At 58.3% G+C, this 17,338-nt stretch carries 17 protein-coding genes, 1 tRNA gene and 1 pseudogene; 6 read left to right on the plus strand and 13 right to left on the minus strand.

Features of this window, described 5'->3' with window-relative positions:
* The first annotated feature begins 34 nt into the window (after positions 1-34).
* A complete protein-coding gene (locus AC6EI9_RS12530; protein ID WP_498468052.1) occupies positions 35-532 on the plus strand; it encodes a hypothetical protein in 498 nt (165 codons plus the stop codon).
* On the opposite strand, the gene AC6EI9_RS12535 is transcribed toward AC6EI9_RS12530, so the two are convergent.
* The 3 genes from AC6EI9_RS12535 to AC6EI9_RS12545 are packed head-to-tail and all read right to left on the minus strand — an operon-like array spanning position 513 to position 4,044.
* Positions 513-2,423 carry an ABC-F family ATP-binding cassette domain-containing protein gene (locus AC6EI9_RS12535; RefSeq protein WP_498468053.1) on the minus strand — a complete coding sequence of 637 codons (1,911 nt, stop codon included), beginning with the start codon at positions 2,421-2,423 and terminating at the stop codon, positions 513-515. The genes AC6EI9_RS12530 and AC6EI9_RS12535 overlap by 20 nt on opposite strands.
* The gene (locus AC6EI9_RS12540; RefSeq protein WP_498468054.1) at positions 2,420-3,058 is read right to left on the minus strand and encodes a DUF2301 domain-containing membrane protein; all 639 of its coding nucleotides are present in this window, start codon (positions 3,056-3,058) and stop codon (positions 2,420-2,422) included. Before AC6EI9_RS12540 ends, AC6EI9_RS12535 begins: the two co-directional genes overlap by 4 nt.
* Positions 3,055-4,044 (minus strand): glutathione S-transferase C-terminal domain-containing protein, encoded by a 990-nt coding sequence (locus AC6EI9_RS12545; protein WP_498468055.1) that lies wholly within the window; start codon positions 4,042-4,044, stop codon positions 3,055-3,057. Before AC6EI9_RS12545 ends, AC6EI9_RS12540 begins: the two co-directional genes overlap by 4 nt.
* A 55-nt stretch (positions 4,045-4,099) precedes the next feature.
* On the opposite strand from AC6EI9_RS12545, the gene AC6EI9_RS12550 reads away from it, so the two are divergent.
* The gene (locus AC6EI9_RS12550; protein WP_498468056.1) at positions 4,100-5,047 is read left to right on the plus strand and encodes an aspartoacylase; all 948 of its coding nucleotides are present in this window, start codon (positions 4,100-4,102) and stop codon (positions 5,045-5,047) included.
* On the opposite strand, the gene AC6EI9_RS12555 is transcribed toward AC6EI9_RS12550, so the two are convergent.
* The 4 genes from AC6EI9_RS12555 to AC6EI9_RS12570 form a co-directional block, all read right to left on the minus strand.
* Positions 5,026-5,394: a hypothetical protein gene (locus tag AC6EI9_RS12555; RefSeq protein WP_498468057.1), complete on the minus strand. Its 369-nt coding sequence runs from the start codon at positions 5,392-5,394 to the stop codon at positions 5,026-5,028. The two genes, AC6EI9_RS12550 and AC6EI9_RS12555, sit on opposite strands and share 22 nt — an antisense overlap.
* Before the next feature lie 80 nt (positions 5,395-5,474).
* Positions 5,475-5,834: a hypothetical protein gene (locus tag AC6EI9_RS12560; protein WP_498468058.1), complete on the minus strand. Its 360-nt coding sequence runs from the start codon at positions 5,832-5,834 to the stop codon at positions 5,475-5,477.
* A gap of 113 nt (positions 5,835-5,947) precedes the next feature.
* Positions 5,948-6,262, minus strand: coding sequence for a hypothetical protein (locus AC6EI9_RS12565; RefSeq protein ID WP_498468059.1), 315 nt, complete (start codon positions 6,260-6,262; stop codon positions 5,948-5,950).
* A gap of 75 nt (positions 6,263-6,337) precedes the next feature.
* Positions 6,338-6,478 (minus strand): YWSERL motif small protein, encoded by a 141-nt coding sequence (locus tag AC6EI9_RS12570; RefSeq protein WP_197459903.1) that lies wholly within the window; start codon positions 6,476-6,478, stop codon positions 6,338-6,340.
* A gap of 211 nt (positions 6,479-6,689) precedes the next feature.
* Here AC6EI9_RS12570 and psbA point away from each other — a divergent pair, with 211 nt between their 5' ends.
* The gene (psbA, locus tag AC6EI9_RS12575) at positions 6,690-7,769 is read left to right on the plus strand and encodes a photosystem II q(b) protein (protein ID WP_186490358.1); all 1,080 of its coding nucleotides are present in this window, start codon (positions 6,690-6,692) and stop codon (positions 7,767-7,769) included.
* Between the two features lie 130 nt (positions 7,770-7,899).
* Here psbA and AC6EI9_RS12580 read toward each other — a convergent pair whose 3' ends face one another.
* A complete protein-coding gene (locus tag AC6EI9_RS12580) occupies positions 7,900-8,973 on the minus strand; it encodes a metallophosphoesterase family protein (RefSeq protein WP_498468060.1) in 1,074 nt (357 codons plus the stop codon).
* A gap of 123 nt (positions 8,974-9,096) precedes the next feature.
* Positions 9,097-10,248, minus strand: coding sequence for a DUF389 domain-containing protein (locus AC6EI9_RS12585; protein WP_498470071.1), 1,152 nt, complete (start codon positions 10,246-10,248; stop codon positions 9,097-9,099).
* Positions 10,249-10,640: 392 nt separating this feature from the next.
* Between AC6EI9_RS12585 and AC6EI9_RS12590 the strand changes: the two genes are divergently transcribed.
* Positions 10,641-10,823, plus strand: coding sequence for a DUF8633 family putative protein (locus AC6EI9_RS12590; protein WP_498468061.1), 183 nt, complete (start codon positions 10,641-10,643; stop codon positions 10,821-10,823).
* Between the two features lie 350 nt (positions 10,824-11,173).
* Here AC6EI9_RS12590 and AC6EI9_RS12595 read toward each other — a convergent pair whose 3' ends face one another.
* A complete protein-coding gene (locus tag AC6EI9_RS12595) occupies positions 11,174-11,302 on the minus strand; it encodes a hypothetical protein (protein WP_498468062.1) in 129 nt (42 codons plus the stop codon).
* Positions 11,303-11,714: 412 nt separating this feature from the next.
* Between AC6EI9_RS12595 and AC6EI9_RS12600 the strand changes: the two genes are divergently transcribed.
* Positions 11,715-11,861 carry a hypothetical protein gene (locus AC6EI9_RS12600; protein ID WP_498468063.1) on the plus strand — a complete coding sequence of 49 codons (147 nt, stop codon included), beginning with the start codon at positions 11,715-11,717 and terminating at the stop codon, positions 11,859-11,861.
* A gap of 644 nt (positions 11,862-12,505) precedes the next feature.
* Here AC6EI9_RS12600 and AC6EI9_RS12605 read toward each other — a convergent pair.
* Positions 12,506-12,578, minus strand: a tRNA-Thr gene (locus AC6EI9_RS12605).
* An 82-nt stretch (positions 12,579-12,660) separates the two neighbouring features.
* On the opposite strand from AC6EI9_RS12605, the gene AC6EI9_RS12610 reads away from it, so the two are divergent.
* Positions 12,661-12,882 carry a DUF3493 domain-containing protein gene (locus tag AC6EI9_RS12610; protein ID WP_498470072.1) on the plus strand — a complete coding sequence of 74 codons (222 nt, stop codon included), beginning with the start codon at positions 12,661-12,663 and terminating at the stop codon, positions 12,880-12,882.
* Between the two features lie 552 nt (positions 12,883-13,434).
* Here the strand turns inward: AC6EI9_RS12610 and AC6EI9_RS12615 are convergent.
* Positions 13,435-13,950 (minus strand): annotated as a pseudogene (locus tag AC6EI9_RS12615) (low-complexity tail membrane protein); the annotation flags it as partial.
* Complete coding sequence (gene infB / locus AC6EI9_RS12620) at positions 13,950-17,336, minus strand: translation initiation factor IF-2 (protein WP_498468064.1); 3,387 nt, start codon at positions 17,334-17,336, stop codon at positions 13,950-13,952. The gene infB and the pseudogene AC6EI9_RS12615, both read right to left, overlap by 1 nt.
* Positions 17,337-17,338: the final 2 nt, after the last annotated feature.

Below are 17,338 nucleotides of genomic sequence, written 5' to 3' on the forward strand. Positions count from 1 at the left end.
TCGGCTACCAGCAAAGAAGAAAGGGTTCGTGGTCATGGTGCGAATCAGGCAACGACAGGGGCGCCACTTCATGGATGAAGAGGGCCGCATGTTCTGGATCAATGGTCCGGAAAACTTCTGCTATCTCTCAGAACAGCGTCAGTGGCGTTGCGGTCTGAGCTTTCAGGAGGTTCTTGAGTGGAAGCAATGTGCGCCTTCAGGACTGGTGAGTCAGCGCTTCAGCTCGCTCAAGGCAGCTTGCGAGGCCTTCGAGCACAACCAGATTTTTTGGTCGCATGATCTTTACCTGCGTCGCATGGGTGACCAGATGGCCCTGCATCGCGCAGCGGATGATTACCGCCCCACAGTGATGAAGCTGGCGGAAGCCGCCGGTCGAGCAGTGAGACCAGCCCCTTGGAGTGGTCGCCCCTCCACACCCTTGAGCTGTCCTGTTCCCTTGATGAACTCCAACGCAGGTCTGGTTGGTGACTCTGAAGGAGAACTGACGCATCCTCGTCGTCGCCGTCGTTCTGTCAGGGAACCAGTTCACTGAGTTCCAGCCAGCGCTCTTCACTGGTTTCGAGCGCTTCCAGCAGGCTGGCCAGATCGTGGCTCAGGTTGGTGAGATCGCCCTCGCCGCTTGAGATGGCTTGCTCCAGGTCTGCCTTGCGCTGCTCCATCTGAGGCAGTTCACGTTCAAGTGATTCCAGTTCTCGTGATTCCTTGAAACTGCGTCGACGTGGGCCCTGGTTCTTCGAAGCCGTTTCCTTGCTGGTTTGCTGAGTATTGGAGCGATTGCGATTGCCTTCAGCCGCAGCACTCTTTTCTTGGTCTCGGCGATGGTCGAGAAAGGCGCTGTAATTGCCTTCAAATCGCTGGAGACGTCCTTGCTCGAAGCAGAACAGACGATCGACGGTTCGATCCAGAAAGTAGCGGTCGTGAGAGACCACAACCACACAGCCGCGAAAGTCCTCAAGCAGGTCTTCCAGAACGCTCAGAGTTTGAACATCGAGATCATTGGTGGGTTCATCCAGCAGCAACACGTTGGGAGCCTGAATCAGCATTCGACACAGACTCAGCCGTCGTCGCTCCCCTCCTGACAACTTGCTGAGCGGACTGTGCTGCTGAGCGGGCGGGAACAGAAATCGTTCCAACAGCTGTGAGGCGCTCAGTTGCTCTCCTCCCAAATCAATTCGAGATGCGGCCTCTTCGACGAATTCGATCACCTTGCGCTCAAGGCCGCGCCCTTCTGTGAGTGCATCGGTGTGCTGATCGAGATAGCCGAGATGCACTGTTTCCCCAAGGCGAAGACTGCCAGCGGTGGCTTGCCGCCGTCCGGCGATCAGGTCCAGCAGGGTGGATTTGCCGCTGCCATTGGGGCCGATGATGCCGACTCGATCCTCGGGACTGAAGCTGTAGGTGAAATCCTTCAGCAGCACGGGCCCGTCGGCGTGGCCATCTGCGGTGACAGTCAGTTGCTCAGCTTCGATCGCGAGCTTGCCGATCCGACGGCTGACGCTGCTCATCTCCAGTTGGCTGCGATTGGTTCTCGAGGGTGCTGCCCGCATCTCCTCGATTCGCTGAATGCGGGCTTTCTGCTTGGTGCTCCGCGCCTTGGGGCCCTGACGCAGCCAGGCCAGTTCCCGTCGCATCACGCTCTTGAATCGGGCAGCTTCAGCGGCTTCTGAGACCTCCTGGTCAGCCTTGCGCTGCAGATAGGCGCTGTAATTCCCATCAATGCTGGAGGCCTGTCCCCTCTCCACTTCCACAATTCGTCGTGTCACACGGTCGAGCACGTAACGGTCGTGGGTGACGAGCACCACAGCTCCCGGGTACCGATCCAACCAGCTCTGCAGCCATTCCACAGCCGCTGCATCCAGATGGTTTGTCGGTTCATCAAGGAGAAGCACATCAGGGCCGGCAACCAGTGCTGAAGCCAGGCCCACTCGCTTGCGATAGCCCCCGGATAAATCTTCCACCGGGCGGTGAAGATCGCTGATTCCCAGGCGCTGCAGCACTTCCTGGCACTGTTGCTCAAGCCCCCACGCCCCCTCTTCGTCCATGCGTTCGCTCAGAGCACCGAGTTCCCGCATCAGCGTTGTGTCGTCAGGGGACTGGGCCACCGCCTCGGAAACCTCGCTGAAGCGCAGCAGCAGCTCCCTCTTTTCTCCACAGCCGGCCAGCACCTGTTCGAGCACAGTGAGCCCAGGCTCCACCGTGCTGTCCTGACCAACCAGCTCAATTCTCAGACGGGAGGAGCAGCGTCGCTCTCCGCCTCCAAGTGGTTCCTTCCCCGACAGAACCCGCAGAAGAGTGGATTTACCGGCTCCATTCGGTCCGATCAATCCAACCCTGTCTCTTTCACGGATATGCAGCGTGAGGTCCTCGAACAGGGTTCGGATGCCGAAATCTTTGGACGCTTCAACCAGACTGATCAGACTCACGAGCCTGCGACCTCGCGCTGGGCATCGAGATAGGCAAACACGCTCTTGTCTCCGACATCGGCGGCTGCCTCCATGCCGAACTTACGTAAAGCGAGCACGACCAGCAGCAGGCCGGCGACCAGCACCAGAATCCAGCAGGGGCCGTTGGCAACCAGCCCCAGCAGCCGTCCCAGCAGAGCGACGGGAAGTAGCAGTGTGAGGCCCACGGCCTCTGGACGACGGAAGCAGAAGAATTCCTTGAAGCCGATGCCGGTGAGAGCCGCAAACATGGGTCCAACGGCCAGGAGCCATAAGGGATGGCTCGCCAGCGTGTCGAGGGCTCCATGGGCTGATGTCTGAAGCATCAGTGCCAGCCAGCCAACACAGCCAAGCAGCCAAAACAGCTGCAGCGCTCGATGCAGTGGCCGCAGATAAATATGAATCCACTGCAGGGCCAGCCCGAGGCTGACGCCAAGAGGCAGAAGCCATAGCCATGCCCAATGTCCCCCCACCAGCCACCACTGCAGCAGCCCGGCGCTCAGTGAGATGCCGCTGACCAGCAGACAGACCCTGTAACGCTGAACCTCCCCTCTGTCCTTCGACGTGATGGTGAAAGGTCCATACATTCCGTCGAACTGGGGATCGGCGGTTGTCATGGCAGGGGAATGGTGCTGTTCACCAGTGTGCTCAGCTTCGGGCCTTCCGGAACGATTCCACCGGGATTCAGAGGGAAGAGGGCGCCGAAGTAGTCATGGCGCCAGGCGGTGGCGTCGCAGGTGGCGTCCACTCCAGGCAACGCCATGAACCGTTGTCGCCACTTCCACAGTTCCGGCAGCATCCACAGGGGTCTTGTGCTGCATCCGAACAGGGGGGCGTAGACAGCCTCCCAGCGAATCAGGGTTGGGAACAGGCGGACGTCTGCAAGGGTCAGGGTTGCACCGCAAAGCCATGGACCCTCCTGCCTGAGACTTTGTTCCAGCTGCTCGAGAGCATCATCCATGGCGGCACTTGCGTGGTTATAGGCCGATTGGTTCCGGGCGAAGCCGCAGCGGTAAACCCCGTCGTTCACCGCTGGCTGTAGGAGCTGCTGCCAGCTTTCAATCCGTTCCTGCAGGCTGGCAGGAGCCAGGTCGGCAGCTCCGGGTGCTGTAGGCCAGCGATTGAGTGCCGATGTGAGTGGTGTGCTGTCGTTGCCGAGAAGCCTTGGCTGGTGCTGTTCGCTGCGACCAGGATCCACCAGCACCGGCACCGTCGCCCGCAGACTGGGTTCCGCTCCGCAGCGGTGATACAGCTCCAACAGGCTGGTGCAGCCCAGCCAGCTGGGATCCAGCCGCCATCGTCCCTCCTCGTGGTCAGCCTTGGCGGTGATCACCTCGAGCGTGCTCTCAAGACCTCGCAGCTTCACCATCAGCCAGGTGCGGTGTGCCCACGGACAGCTGCGTCCAATCAGCAGCCGCGGTCGACGGTTTGGCTCCCGCCCCTGCAGATCCTCTTCCTCCGGGACCGAAGTTTGCATCGGAGCGCTGTCTGGCCTTTGATAGTTGCCCTGCTCATCCGCTGGCCCCAGCCCTGTCATCAGGCGTTGCCACTGCCACTGCCAGCCCTTTCGCACGCTGCGAACGATCAGTGGAGGAATCGACATCACGGTTCCGTTTCAAGGCATTGTCCTTCAGTCTGTGGATGAGTGCAGCGACCTGATGGCAAGCCCCCGAGTTCTGGTGGTGGCTGGTACCCACGGCAACGAAGTCAATGCTCCCTGGCTCCTGGAGCAATGGGCCCTTCAGAAGGAGCTGATTGACGCGCGTGGATGTGTCGTCCGAACGGTGATTGGTAATCCGGAGGCCCGCGCAGTGGGTCGTCGTTATTGCGATCGCGATCTCAATCGTTCCTTCCGTCCCGATCTCCTGCAGCAAAGTGCGAACCAGCCCGAGCAGTGCGATCGTGAAATGCTCAGGGCTCTTGAACTGCAGCGCGAGTTCGGGCCTGAGGGACAAACACCCTGTGACCTGGTGGTTGACCTACACAGCACCACAGCTGCGATGGGTAACTGCCTGGTGGTGTATGGCCGCAGGCCAGCTGATCTGGCCCTGGCAGCGCTGATCCAGTCATCGCTGGGGCTGCAGATTTATCTGCATGAAGCCGATGTCGCGCAGCAGGGTTTCATGGTGGAGCGCTGGCCCTGTGGGCTTGTGATTGAAGTCGGGCCAGTGCCTCAAGGCGTTCGCAGGCATGACATCGTTCAACAGACTCAGCTGGCGCTTCAGGCGGTTTTTGGGGCCATTGCTGATGTTGTGTCCGGCGAAGCCAGCTATCCCCATCAGCTCGTGCTCCATCGTCACCTCAAAAGCCTTGATCTGCCTCGACAGGCCTCAGGTGAAGCTGCAGCCTTGATTCACCCACAGCTGCAGGATCGCGATTGGATTCCCCTGCGCTGCGGCGATCCTCTGTTCATGTCGGCTCAGGGTTCAACCATTGCCTTTGAAGGCCCGGATGGCGCGATTCCCGTCTTCATCAATGAAGCGGCTTACGCGGAAAAGGCCATTGCCCTCAGCCTCACGAGCCGTGAACAGTGGCCCCTGTCCCAGCTCTGGACAGAGGCCCTTTCCCTTCTGCTGAAAGGGAATCAGCGAGGCGATCCGTTGTAAATGATGCTGAGGACACTGCGACCGTCTGGGGCAATCTGAATTTCGGTTTCCGTGGTGGCATCGCTGCCGTCTTCAGGCCAGCCAGGATTTCCGCCAAGGAAGCTGAAGGTGTAACCGCTTGGAGAGTCATCCACAAGACAATCTCCGCCGCCCGAGCTGGTCTTGAACATGCAGGGCTGGGGGCGGTAGACGCTGAGCCCACCGTTCTCGGTCACAGCTGTGTTGCGAGCCAGGTTCAACGCACGCACCTGGGACGCTGGCACTGCTGCCTGTGCCATGACAGGAGCGCCTGCAAAAGCGCCTGTTCCAGCGATCACAGCCAGGGCGGTTAAGGAAGAGAGGTTCATGACCTTGGGTAAGACCCTCCTATCGGAGACAGAGCAAGAGCGTCTGTCAACTAATCCGTTGTGGTCTGTTGACCGGGGATTCAGGGGATTGGACCGTTGTAAGGAACAGCCAGGATCCGCTCTCCGTCTTCTGAGACGAGCACTCTCGTTTCCAAAGTGGGGCGCGGGGGCGATTGCTGCTGCCAGCCTGGTGGACCGCCAAGGAAACCGAACAGATAACCCTGATCTGATTTGGAGATCAGGCAAGCGCTTGCCCCTGTTTCATACATGCAGGCTGCAGCGCGGTAGGACGCGAGCCCGCCGTTCAGAGATTCCGCTCTCATCCTTGCGAGGTTCGCTGCCTTTGGCTGTGCCACCGAAAGGGAGGGTGCAGCTTGCACAGCACTGATGCCTCCCAGCGAGAGTGCAAGCCCGGTGGCGGCTGTCAGCAGTCGGTTCATGAATGTCCTCTCTGCGCTCACAAGCTGATGCCCATGATCAGTGAATGGTGTTTCTCAAGCCTGGGAAGGCATGTCTTGCTGTGACTGGTGCTCCATTCACGTCCTAAAAACTCCTATCCACAGGCCCATGTGCCCTGTTCGAGCGTGCAGGGCAAGCTGCTGACTTTGCCGTTTTCCCAGTAGATCCTCAGCCGATCGTCGGCGGTGCCGCTGCGGAATGTGATGGATTTGATCGGCCCGGGTGGGACACGCTCTCCACTGTCATCACTGCCAGGCATGTCTTTGCCGACCCGGCGTTCAAGTTGGTCGACACGGGTTTGCAGTTCGCTGATTTGCGCGTCGCGACTGAGGTCTGTTGATGGCTGAGTGTCGGCCCGCTTCTGACAGGAACTGATCAGGGTCGCTGTCATGACGGCGGTGAGAGCCATGGCCAGCGATCGAACGACAGGGGCTGAAGACGGATGCATGACCGCGGCGTTGTGGAATTGATTCAGTGTGGGTGTTCAGCCAGTCTCGACCAGTCGTTCACTCCAGTAGACGACTGCACCCTGAGATTCCAGTTCATGACGCCTGTGGCGCGCTGCCTTGGTGGGAACGGTTTCCTCAAGACGCTGTCCTGCGATCAACCAACGAATGAGGACCACAAGCGTCTCCTGAGACACAACCTGAGAATCTTAAGCGATCCTTTAGGGGCTTTCGGTTTGTGAGTGCCTCGCCTGAGCGAGGTCTCAATGGTTCTTCACGTCGGCTTCATAAAGCAAGCGACATCTTGCGCAATGTTGCTTTACAATCAGCGTTGGCAGGGCTTCCTGCCCTTCCGTAACCGTCTCCTCGGAGACATTCTTTCCCGTTCTCATGACCACCACCATTCAGCAGCGCTCCGGCGCTAATGGCTGGCAGCAGTTCTGCGAGTGGGTCACCTCCACCAACAACCGCCTCTATGTGGGCTGGTTCGGTGTGCTGATGATCCCCACCCTGCTGGCTGCCACCACCTGCTTCATCGTTGCGTTCATCGCAGCACCCCCCGTCGACATCGACGGCATCCGTGAGCCCGTTGCTGGCTCCCTGATCTACGGCAACAACATCATCTCTGGTGCTGTTGTGCCCTCCTCGAACGCCATCGGCCTTCACTTCTATCCCATCTGGGAAGCTGCTTCTCTCGATGAGTGGCTGTACAACGGCGGTCCTTACCAGCTGGTTGTCTTCCACTTCCTGATCGGCATCTTCTGCTACATGGGTCGCGAGTGGGAACTCTCCTACCGCCTCGGCATGCGCCCCTGGATCTGCGTTGCTTACAGCGCACCTGTGGCTGCTGCCTCCGCCGTGTTCCTGGTTTACCCCTTCGGTCAGGGTTCCTTCTCTGACGGCATGCCCCTGGGCATCTCCGGCACCTTCAACTTCATGTTGGTGTTCCAGGCCGAGCACAACATCCTGATGCACCCCTTCCACATGCTTGGTGTGGCTGGCGTCTTCGGTGGTTCACTGTTCTCCGCCATGCACGGTTCACTGGTGACCTCCTCCTTGGTTCGTGAAACAACCGAGAGCGAGTCCCAGAACTATGGCTACAAGTTCGGCCAAGAGGAAGAGACCTACAACATCGTGGCTGCCCACGGTTACTTCGGTCGCCTGATCTTCCAATACGCGTCGTTCAACAACAGCCGTAGCCTGCACTTCTTCCTGGCTGCCTGGCCCGTTGTCGGCATCTGGTTCACCGCCCTCGGCGTGTCAACCATGGCCTTCAACCTGAACGGTTTCAACTTCAACCAGTCCATCCTTGATGGTCAGGGCCGCGTCCTGAACACCTGGGCTGATGTGCTGAACCGCGCCAACCTCGGCATGGAAGTCATGCACGAGCGCAACGCTCACAACTTCCCCCTCGACCTGGCTGCTGCTGAGTCCACTCCTGTGGCTCTGCAAGCTCCCGCCATCGGCTGAGGCTGAAGTCTCCAAGAGATTCAGCTTTAGCTGAATCGGAAAGCCCCCTCTCACGAGGGGGCTTTTTGATGGCTGGCTGTCGGATCAGTGAGCTGTTGGATCAGTGAGCTGTTGGATCAATGATCGGCATTCAGTCATCCGAAATCAGGGATCCCTGTTGCCATTGCATGCTTCTGCGGCGAGCCATGGGAAAACCAGGAACACTCACCTGCGCAGGAAGCCCATCAGCGGCCATGGGCTGCATGGTGTTGAGATCAATGGTCGATTCACGAATCAGCTTTGAGGGGCGAGACCACTCAAGAAGGGTCAGAGATGGTGGCGAAGTCACACTGCTGCCGATGATCCTGCGTGGTCCGCTGCCCATTGCCCCCAGGCTCAGCAGCCGTAAACCCATGGATTCAGAGGGGTACCAGGCGTGGTGGTGACCCGAGATCACCAGATCTGCCCCACCCCTTCGCATCAGACCGGCAAGCCCCTGAGGATCAGCGATACATTCTCCAGCGCGCGCGCGTCCTTCGCTGAAGGCTGTGAGCGGGAGATGGCCCATCACCAGGCAGAGATCGTCAGGCTGGCGATGGGTGGAGTTCAGTGCTGCCTCGATCCATCTCCGTTGTGAAGAATCAACGCTGGCTGAAGAGGCATCGATCACGATCACAAACAGTCCAGGACGTCTCCACACGTACTGAAAGGGAAATCGCTTGCTCTCAATGAACCCGGCTTGCAGATCTCCGCGATGCTTGTGCCAGAACAGATCAGCCTGCTGGCGCTCACGCCCATAGATCCAGCCTCCTTGATCTTGTTGACTCGATCCATCGTGATTGCCAATGGCGGGGAGCAAAGCAATCCCTGCTTCCTGAAGCGGTGATTGAACCGATTGTTCAAAACCAGCCCACATCGCCTTGAGCTGGGTGTTTGTTAGCGATCTTTTCTGGCCAGCCACCATGTCTCCAGCACAAAGCACCAGGTCGGGTTGATGCCGCAACAGCAATGTCATTCCACGCTGAACGGCCCTGCTGTAACTCGTGCTTCCGTAGGAACCGTTGAGGTCGCTGATCAAGCCGAGTTTCAGCCCGTTAAGGCTCTGAGTGGTGACTGCACCCAGCTGTTGTGATCCGGTCTTTCGCAACAGGCCATCCAGGACGCCGCCTGAAAGGGCCGCGCCAGCGATCAGCCTTAAAAAAGTTCGGCGTCCGGTCTGGTTCATTTGCCGAGTTTATGGCCGGAATCACTGCATGGATGGCATCAGATTCCCGATGATTTTCTGAACGTTGTGTCCTGTAATCCGTTCAAGTACTGGCAACAAGATGGTTGCCACTCAACAAAATTGTCATTGGCCATCGAGTGCGTCGTCGGAATTCTGCGACAACGGATTGTTTTCGGCTTCGCCAGTGTCAACTTGGTTGATTTGCGTGGGGCGTTCGATCTCAAGCTGCGGGAAGTCCAGGGCAGGAGGAATTATTTTTCTCGGCCCAACCACATCAACAGCGGTGCGTTGCACGACAAGCTGGTAATTGCTCTGCAGGAGTTTGTTGACCTCCTCCTGCACCATGGTGACCTGCTTGTAGCTCGGAAGGTCGGGATCTGTTACACGAACAATGATCCGAATAATTCCTTCTTCTTTACTCTTACCCTTCTTGGTTGTTTTCCAGTCAATGTCCACCTGTTCCACATCCACTAATTCCTGATCACCGAAGGTCAGAGTTTCATTGACAAGAAATTTTCGAACCGTTTGTTCCACCATGGATCGCCTGTTTTCTCGATTGGCTTGAGTCAGTAATCCGATGAAGCTGCCACCCAGTGGAATCAGCAACAGGCCCGTCAGAGTGAAGCTGGCCACGCTCAGTCGACTTCGGAGCAGCTCTTGGCGGAATTCGGAGTCTTTCCAGGCCATCAGGACCAAACCGCCCGTGAGAATCCCCAGCAGATTGGTGGCGAAAAGCAATCCAGCGCTGGAGGCATCACTCCAGCTCTGGTGTGACAGCAACAGTCCCATCACGCAGACAGGCGGTACCAAAGCCACTGCGATTGCCGTTCCAGCCAGCGAACTCACGGCATCGCTTCGCAACTTCGCATAGGTCGCCAGACCTCCTGCCACAAGTGCGATTCCCAGATCAAGCAGGTTGGGCGATGTCCTGGCCACAACCTCAGTGCCGAACTGTGGCAAGCCAGTCACAGAACCGAGCAGAAAGGAGAGCAGCGTGGTGCTTAAAACCCCCACAAGCAGAGTGCGCAGAGATCGACCCAGCAGCCGCACTTCACCCATCAAGATGGCGAAGGCTGCTGCTCTGAGAGGCATGATCCATGGCGCCACCACCATGCCGCCGATGACCACTGCAGAGCTGTTGGCAAGCAGCCCCAGGGTCGAGATCAGACTTGCTCCAACACTGAGCACAATGAACACCTCGTCCAAGGTGGCATCGCGCATATGACTGCGACGTAGTTGGCTGATTTTGCGGCTGGACAAATTGCCCGACTCCATGAACTCGTCAATGGTGCGGGCAGTCTGATTGTTGGCGCTCACCTGTTCAGATTCGGTGACGCAAAGACTTCTGATTCCGTGATTCAGCCATTGTTCTCAGCTCTCCAACGGTTGGTTGCCTGCCGTTCTGTGCACGCAACCTGAACCAACGACTCAACGAACGGAATCACTTTCGCTGCTGTTCAGGTTTGGTGAGTTTTCTCTGGATCGTCGGCGGGGCATACTCTTGCCAAAACCTAGGGTGACGAGCGCCGGGGAGAATGAACTCAGCCAAAATCAAGGGGCGATCGCGTTCGTAAGCACTAATTTCCAAATCATTAAAGGTTTGATTGCTGTTGCAATGACGGATTTCTGCAGTCCTTCCCTTAAGTTATGGAGCCCTCTTCGGCGCGATGTCTCCCTCTGACTTGTCTTCTTTGGAATGGGGAGCAGATGGTGAAATGTCTGCACAAGACACCTGGGATCTTGTGAACCGCCTGGCGAAAGTTGAAGAACAGGAAAAAGCCTCGAGCCTGCTGCAATTGTCTTCAAAGCACAGTCATTCCAAAAGCAGAAAGTCTCAGTCTGAAAGTTAGTACAGTAGTTGATCAATGGCGAATCACGAATGATTCGCTTGATTTGGACAATGTGAATATATTTGTTTCGTTAATATTCGTTGAATCGAGATAATTATTAATGATCTTTCGTTTGCTTTTGGGTCGCAATTGCTTGGGTCATCCGCAATTACTCAATGATTTCTCTGGCTTGCCAAGACTAAAGTTTTTGGTTTAGTCAAAATCTGTTTTATTAAGCCTGAAAGTTTGTCTGCCTGAATAGTTTTAACTCGCTCAGGCTATGGTCAAAAGTGAGTCTCCGTCTTAACTCCCGTTCGTTTTTTCTGTTGTCTCAACAGGGCTCAGCTGTCCTGTGAAGTCACAGGCGAAGCTTATTTGCGTCGCTTGGTCAGATCACCGAAGTCATCATCGTTGGGTTGCATGAACTGCCAGACGACTGGCACCGTGAACACCACAACGAGCCCGATGGTGGCCCAAATCGCAACGGTGTAATCGCCCATTTAATCCATTCCTGTTGAACGACCTTAACGGGAAACCGTCGGAACAGGCCATCATTTGCAGCCCATGGTTTCCGGCCAGCGAGGATGGGTTGTCTTGATCGTGCTGCGATCCATTGCCTTGATTCAGTTGCTGCCCGTTTGGTCTTCGTCCAGCGAAGTTTTCAGGCGTTGTGTGCACTGTGCTTCGCTGCTCTCGTGAGCAGGGCCTCTAATGCTTGCAGGCATGATGTTTGACCTTTGAGGCGCTCGAACAGTGCTCTTGTGGTAGGTGCGGTTTTCCTGGGACAAGTCGTTCGGTATTCACCTCTACGGGGCCGATTGGATCGATTAAGGTTGAAAAACGTTGGCCCCAAGACGGGCGCAGTTCGATCTCAAACAGGCAACGGGGTTTGAGGCGCTGTAGGAGGTTCTGATGAACACCCTCGCAATGATCAAAGAAAAAGAGCTCAAGGCTCGTCGTCTTCATGACGCTCAGCATTCTTTTGCCGCTTCGTCTGACGGATGTGATGTCACGTCGGCACACTTGTCGCCCACTAAGCTGGTGGATTGCTCAATCTGAGTTGAGTGATCGGGCTTCATGAATCCCTGCCCCGCAATTGCGGGGTTTTTGATTGGTCCAAGCTTGCTTCGTGCTCAGTGTCGATGGCCGTGATCTGAGTGGACGTCTTGATTGTGTTCGTTCAGAACCCTCCGAATCGAAGGCACACTTCCAGGGCTCCAAGTCCGAACAGGAAGGTGCCACCGAGAAACGCCAATTCTTTTTTACTCTTGGCCATGGGTCGAAGGGCGGGGCCCAGAAACAACGTTGGACCAAATCTAAAGGAAATCTGAAGCCCCAGCATTTCAAAAGGTTGCCGTTTAAGCCCTCACGCCTCTCTGCATTGCACAGGTTCATGACATAGGCGTCATAAACCGGCTGGTTTCTGCTGTTGCTTTACGGATCTAAATACTTCTCGGAAGAAAATAATCTGGAGGCGCCAGATTCAGTGCGGAAATTTGAGGAAAAGGCGCGTGGTTTGCCGTTTTGGTTGGGCCATGACAGCGCTTTGATCCGTGCGTCAGCTCCAAGTCCACTTCTCAGCAGTGGATGGGTGGAACCGCAGCTGCAGCCATGGCTGCAAAGGCGTGACGCTCAGTCCTGGTGGTGCTTAAAAAAATCCTGTTCCAGCCGAAATCATCGACTGCAACAGGGTTCAACACCGAAGCCGATGACCTGACTTGAACAGGCGACCCACGCTTTACGAAAGCGTTGCTCTACCGGCTGAGCTACATCGGCGGCCTTAGGAAATTAACATTCAGGTTCACGCAAACAGCTTTTGAGCGCTGAACCCGAGGGAGATCAGGGATTGGACCCGGCCATGCGGGAACGGCTGCTGCGTGAATCACGCACCCCCTGGCGGGGGCTGCGACGGTTGCTCTGGATCGCCTTGTTCGCTTCCGGAGGTCTCGGCCTCTTTGTGATGGGTTTCGGCATCAGTGCTGGAACCAGTGATGTCGGTACTGACCTGGCCATTCAGGTCGGGGCTGTGGTTCTCTTCGGGGGATTGCTCTGGTTCGATCGCGATCGGGGCGACGGCTGAAGCTGTTTCATCGTCGTTTGCTGCAGATCTGATGTTGGTTTTCTCCGAGCGCTGTTGGGGTAAGTCCACATCAGCCGCTGTCTCAGCGGGTTCTGGTTTCGAGCTTGCTTCTGAATCGAGAGCTGATGGCTGAATTGATTGCTGTTCAGTGTCAGCATCGCTGCCAGCGACATCGCTGTCTGCAGTGCCCTGGCGATCCTGGTCGGCGTCATCAGGCTCTTTTAGGAGCTCTGGTTCAACGTCGATTGCTTCGACATCCGCAGAGGTCACTGCGTCGTCCGCATCTTGATCGTCTGCTGAGATGGCCTGTTGATCCTCGCTGGTCTTTTGAGGCAAGTCTTCTTCGATGACCTCATCAGCATCGGCCTCAGTCGGATCAGGTTGGGGATCGGTCGCTGGATCCGTTGCTGATTGCTTGAGTTCGGCATCGCTCTCAACTCTGGGTGATGCTTCTGATCGCTGCCGACGTTCCTCTACGGCCTCCCATTCCAGAGGCGGCAGTTGCAGCAGTCCCAGGCCGAGGGATAGGTGAGTGGTCTGCAGGTCGGCGGGGATGATCGGCGTGAGGTCTGCAAAGGTCTGGTCGCTGCGGGTCAACAGCCAGATGGCCTGGAAGAGCTGTTGCCATTGCCAGAGGATCAGTGTCAGCAACGGTCCGGTCAGCAGCAACGCCGTCAGCCGGCTGCTGCTCTGTGTGGGTGAGAAGTCCACGACCAACAGAGCCGATTGGTCGACCCACCAGAACAGCGGAAGCAGCAGTGCAATGCCGATGATCAAAGCTGCTTTCAGGCCCAGTGGTTGCTGAATCGCGCTGATGCGGCGTTGATCAAGACTTCGCTTGGCAGGCGCGATGCGGACCAGGAGCAGAGATGCCCAGTCCGCGGAGCGGCGCCACAGCAGCACCCCGGGTGCGACGACCGCCAGGCCCCAGATCAGCAGACGCTCGAGAGCCGGGGCCGGTCCGAATGCAGGTCCGGCCAATATGAGCCGCATCAGCTCGAGCTCCAGAGGAATGACGGCTAGCGCCATCAACTGAAGCCAGAGCAGTGGCTCTCGGCGGCTGATCATCAGGTGGTGAGCTTGCGGCGCTGGGTGACCATCTTGAAGGCTTCGATGCGATCACCTTCCTGCCAGTTGGCGAAGCGATCGGTGCCCACACCACACTCGAAACCTGTAGCCACTTCCTTGACGTCGTCTTTGTTGCGACGCAGTGAGTCGAGATCGCCGGCATAGACGACCTCCTTGCCGCGGTGGACCCGAACCTTGCAGTTGCGCTGAATCTTGCCAGTGGTGACATAACAACCGGCCACAGCACTCTTGCCAATGGTGAAGACGGCGCGGACTTCAGCTTCACCCAGGGCTTCCTCGACAAGCTCGGGTTCGAGCAGACCTTCCATCGCCAACTGGATGTCCTCCAGCAGCTTGTAGATCACGTCGTAATCACGGACATCCACGCTGTTGGCATCAGCAGCCTTTCTGGCGCCTGAGGCCATCGAGGTGTTGAAGCCGATGATCACGGCTCCGGAAGCAGCCGCGAGGTCCACATCGGTCTCGGTGACTTCCCCAGGTGCTGACAGCAAAACTCGCACTTGGACTTCGTCCTTGGGCAGCTGCTCCAGAGAACCGAGAATGGCTTCCACAGAACCCTGGACATCGGCTTTGAGAATGAGGTTGAGCTCCTTGAGTTCTCCTTCGTTGGCCTGGCCGGACATCGCCGTGAGCGAAACTCTGCGGGAGGCCATCTGCTGAGCGAGGCGGGTTGCCCGGGCGTCGGAGGCTCGATCACCGACAACGGCCCGTGCGGACTTCTCATCGGCGTAGACCTCGAATTCGTCGCCGGCGGTGGGGACCTCGCTGAATCCGAGAGCTTCCACCGCGAAGGAGGGACCAGCGTCCTTCAGGCGCATTCCCGCATCGTCGACCATCGCTCGCACCTTGCCGAGCACGGGACCCGCTGCGACGACATCGCCGGTCCGCAATGTGCCGTTCTGAACCAGGAGCGTGGCCACGGGACCTTTGGCCTTGTCGAGGTGAGCTTCGATCACCGTGCCGCGGGCCATGCGATCGGGATTGGCCTGCAGGTCCTCCACTTCGGTGACCAGCAGCAGCATTTCCAGCAGCTTGTCGATGTTCTCTCCCTTGATGGCACTCACAGGCACCATCACCACATCGCCGCCCCACTCCTCTGCAAGCAGATTCTGTTCAGACAGCTCCTGTTTGACGCGGTCAGGAGAGGCTCCTTCCTTGTCGATCTTGTTGATGGCCACCACGATCGGCACTTCTGCAGCTCGGGCGTGGCTGATGGCTTCAAGCGTCTGCGGGCGTACACCGTCATCGGCTGCCACCACCAGAACAGCGACGTCCGTGACCTTGGTTCCCCTGGCACGCATGGCCGTGAAGGCTTCGTGACCAGGCGTATCAAGGAATGTGAGCTTGCGCGCTGCGTTGTTGTGTTCGATTTCGACCTGATAAGCACCGATGTGCTGGGTGATTCCTCCGGCTTCTCCAGCGGCGACCCTCGCTTTGCGGATCGCATCCAGAAGACTTGTTTTGCCGTGATCGACGTGGCCCATCACGGTCACCACGGGTGGACGTCGGATCAGGTGTTCCCGATCCGCTTCTTCGATCATCTCGACGGTCTTCTTGGCCGCCTCCTCAACGTCGTCCTGAAGCACCGGGACACCGAATTCTTCGGCCACCGTTTCGATCGTTGGCATGTCCAGGGTCTGGGTGACCGTGGCGATGATCCCCTTGAAGAAAAGGGATTTGATGATTTCTGAGCTCTCCACGCTGAGCATGTCGGCGAGCTCCTGCACCGTGAGGTTGTCCTCAGGCACAACAATCATCTCCGGCCGCACTTGCTTGGCTTCGCGGGCTGCACGCAGTTCCATGGCCCTGCGGCGCTGACGCTGGCGAGCGGTTTCCTTGCGCCGCTTGCGCATGGCCGCCACAGGCTTGGGTGTGGTTCTCTGCTGGGATTTGGGTTTGGCGGGACGAGCAAGGCTCGCCGACAACACCATGTTTTCCTGCTCACCGGCAAAACCACCGGTCTGCGCTGCCAGCGAATCATCGTTTTCACCGATGATGTGGACCTTCTGGCGTTGCTTCTGAGGAGAGCGATTGCGCAGTGCCTCGAGCTTCGCACTGTCATCCCAGTCGGGTCGGCCGGGGCGTCGTTGTCCACCAGGACCTGCTCCAGGACGGAAGCCCGGACGACGTGGCGCTGTTGCTGGAGAGGGGGTTGGCCGATTGACCGGTGGTGTGGCCTTGGGGCCATCACCTCGGGGTGAGACAGGGGTGCCGTCGGGACGGCGCGGTGGCGGAACGGCCGGTCGACCCGTGGGCTTCTGCAGTTGCATGAGCTCACCGGGTGCCACCGGCTTACGCATCCCGGGTGGCATAGCAGGTCGATTGGAGCCAGCTCCACTGCGAGGACCCGCGCCAGGTCGCCCTCCTTCTCCGCGGATGCTGTTGCTATCGCGACGGATCGGCTTGCCCACCAATTCGAGGGGGCTGACAGGGCGACCGGTACCAGGGCGGCCTGACGCTGAACCGGGTCGAGTGGGTGCACCTGGGCGTTGTGCTCCGGCTGGCCGCTGGGGTGAACCTGTGCGCTGACCACCGGGAGCTCCTGGTCGTGGAGCCCCTGGTCTCGGGGGAGCACCTGTTCCAGGCCGCTTCGGCTGGGGGCGACCCACCAGTTCCGGTTTGGCCGGTCTCTGCGGGGCTGGCACCGTTCGGTTCACCGGTGATTTGGGCTGGGGCCGTCCTGGTGGTGGAGGCGTTGGGCGTGCGCCTCCATCGCTTGGTGCCCGACGGATCGGCGCCGTGTTGCGGGGTTTGGCTGCTGTTGAGGTTGAGGGCGCACTGGGTCTGGCCGGTGGCGCTGTTGGCCTGCTGGCGGTGCGATTCGGTCCTGGAGCAGCAGCGGGTCGGGGTGTCGGCTGCTTGGGTGCCTGAGATTGGCGTTCAACCGGTTTCTGAGCAGGTTGCTTCAGAGGAGGCTCCTTGCGAACCAGTGTCTGTGGTGGTGCTACCGGTTTTTGCGGTGCGGTCTTCTGGGGCGAAGCGGCCTGAGGGGCCGCAGGTTTAGCGGGAGCAGCGGGCCTTGTCGGGGGTCGCTGAGGCGTAGCGGCAGCGCGGGTGGGTGCGGCTGGAGCAGGAGCCGGTTTCGGCTGCGCTGGCTTGACAGGAGCAGAGGCATCGCCGCCGACGGCCTTTTTCACCGAAAGGATTGACTTCCCCGGTGCGGGTTTCGAGGGGGCTGCAGCAGGACGGGGAGCACCACCGCTCTTCAACATCGTGCGGATCTTGCCTGCCTCGGATTCGCTGATCGAGCTGCTGTGGCTCTTGGCCGCAATGGACAGCTTCTCAGCGGCATCCAGCACGTCTTTGTTGTCCAGGCCAAGGTCCTTGGACAGCTCATAGATTCTGACTTTGCCGCTGCTGGTCATTC

It is taken from the genome of Synechococcus sp. MIT2312 (assembly GCF_059772315.1).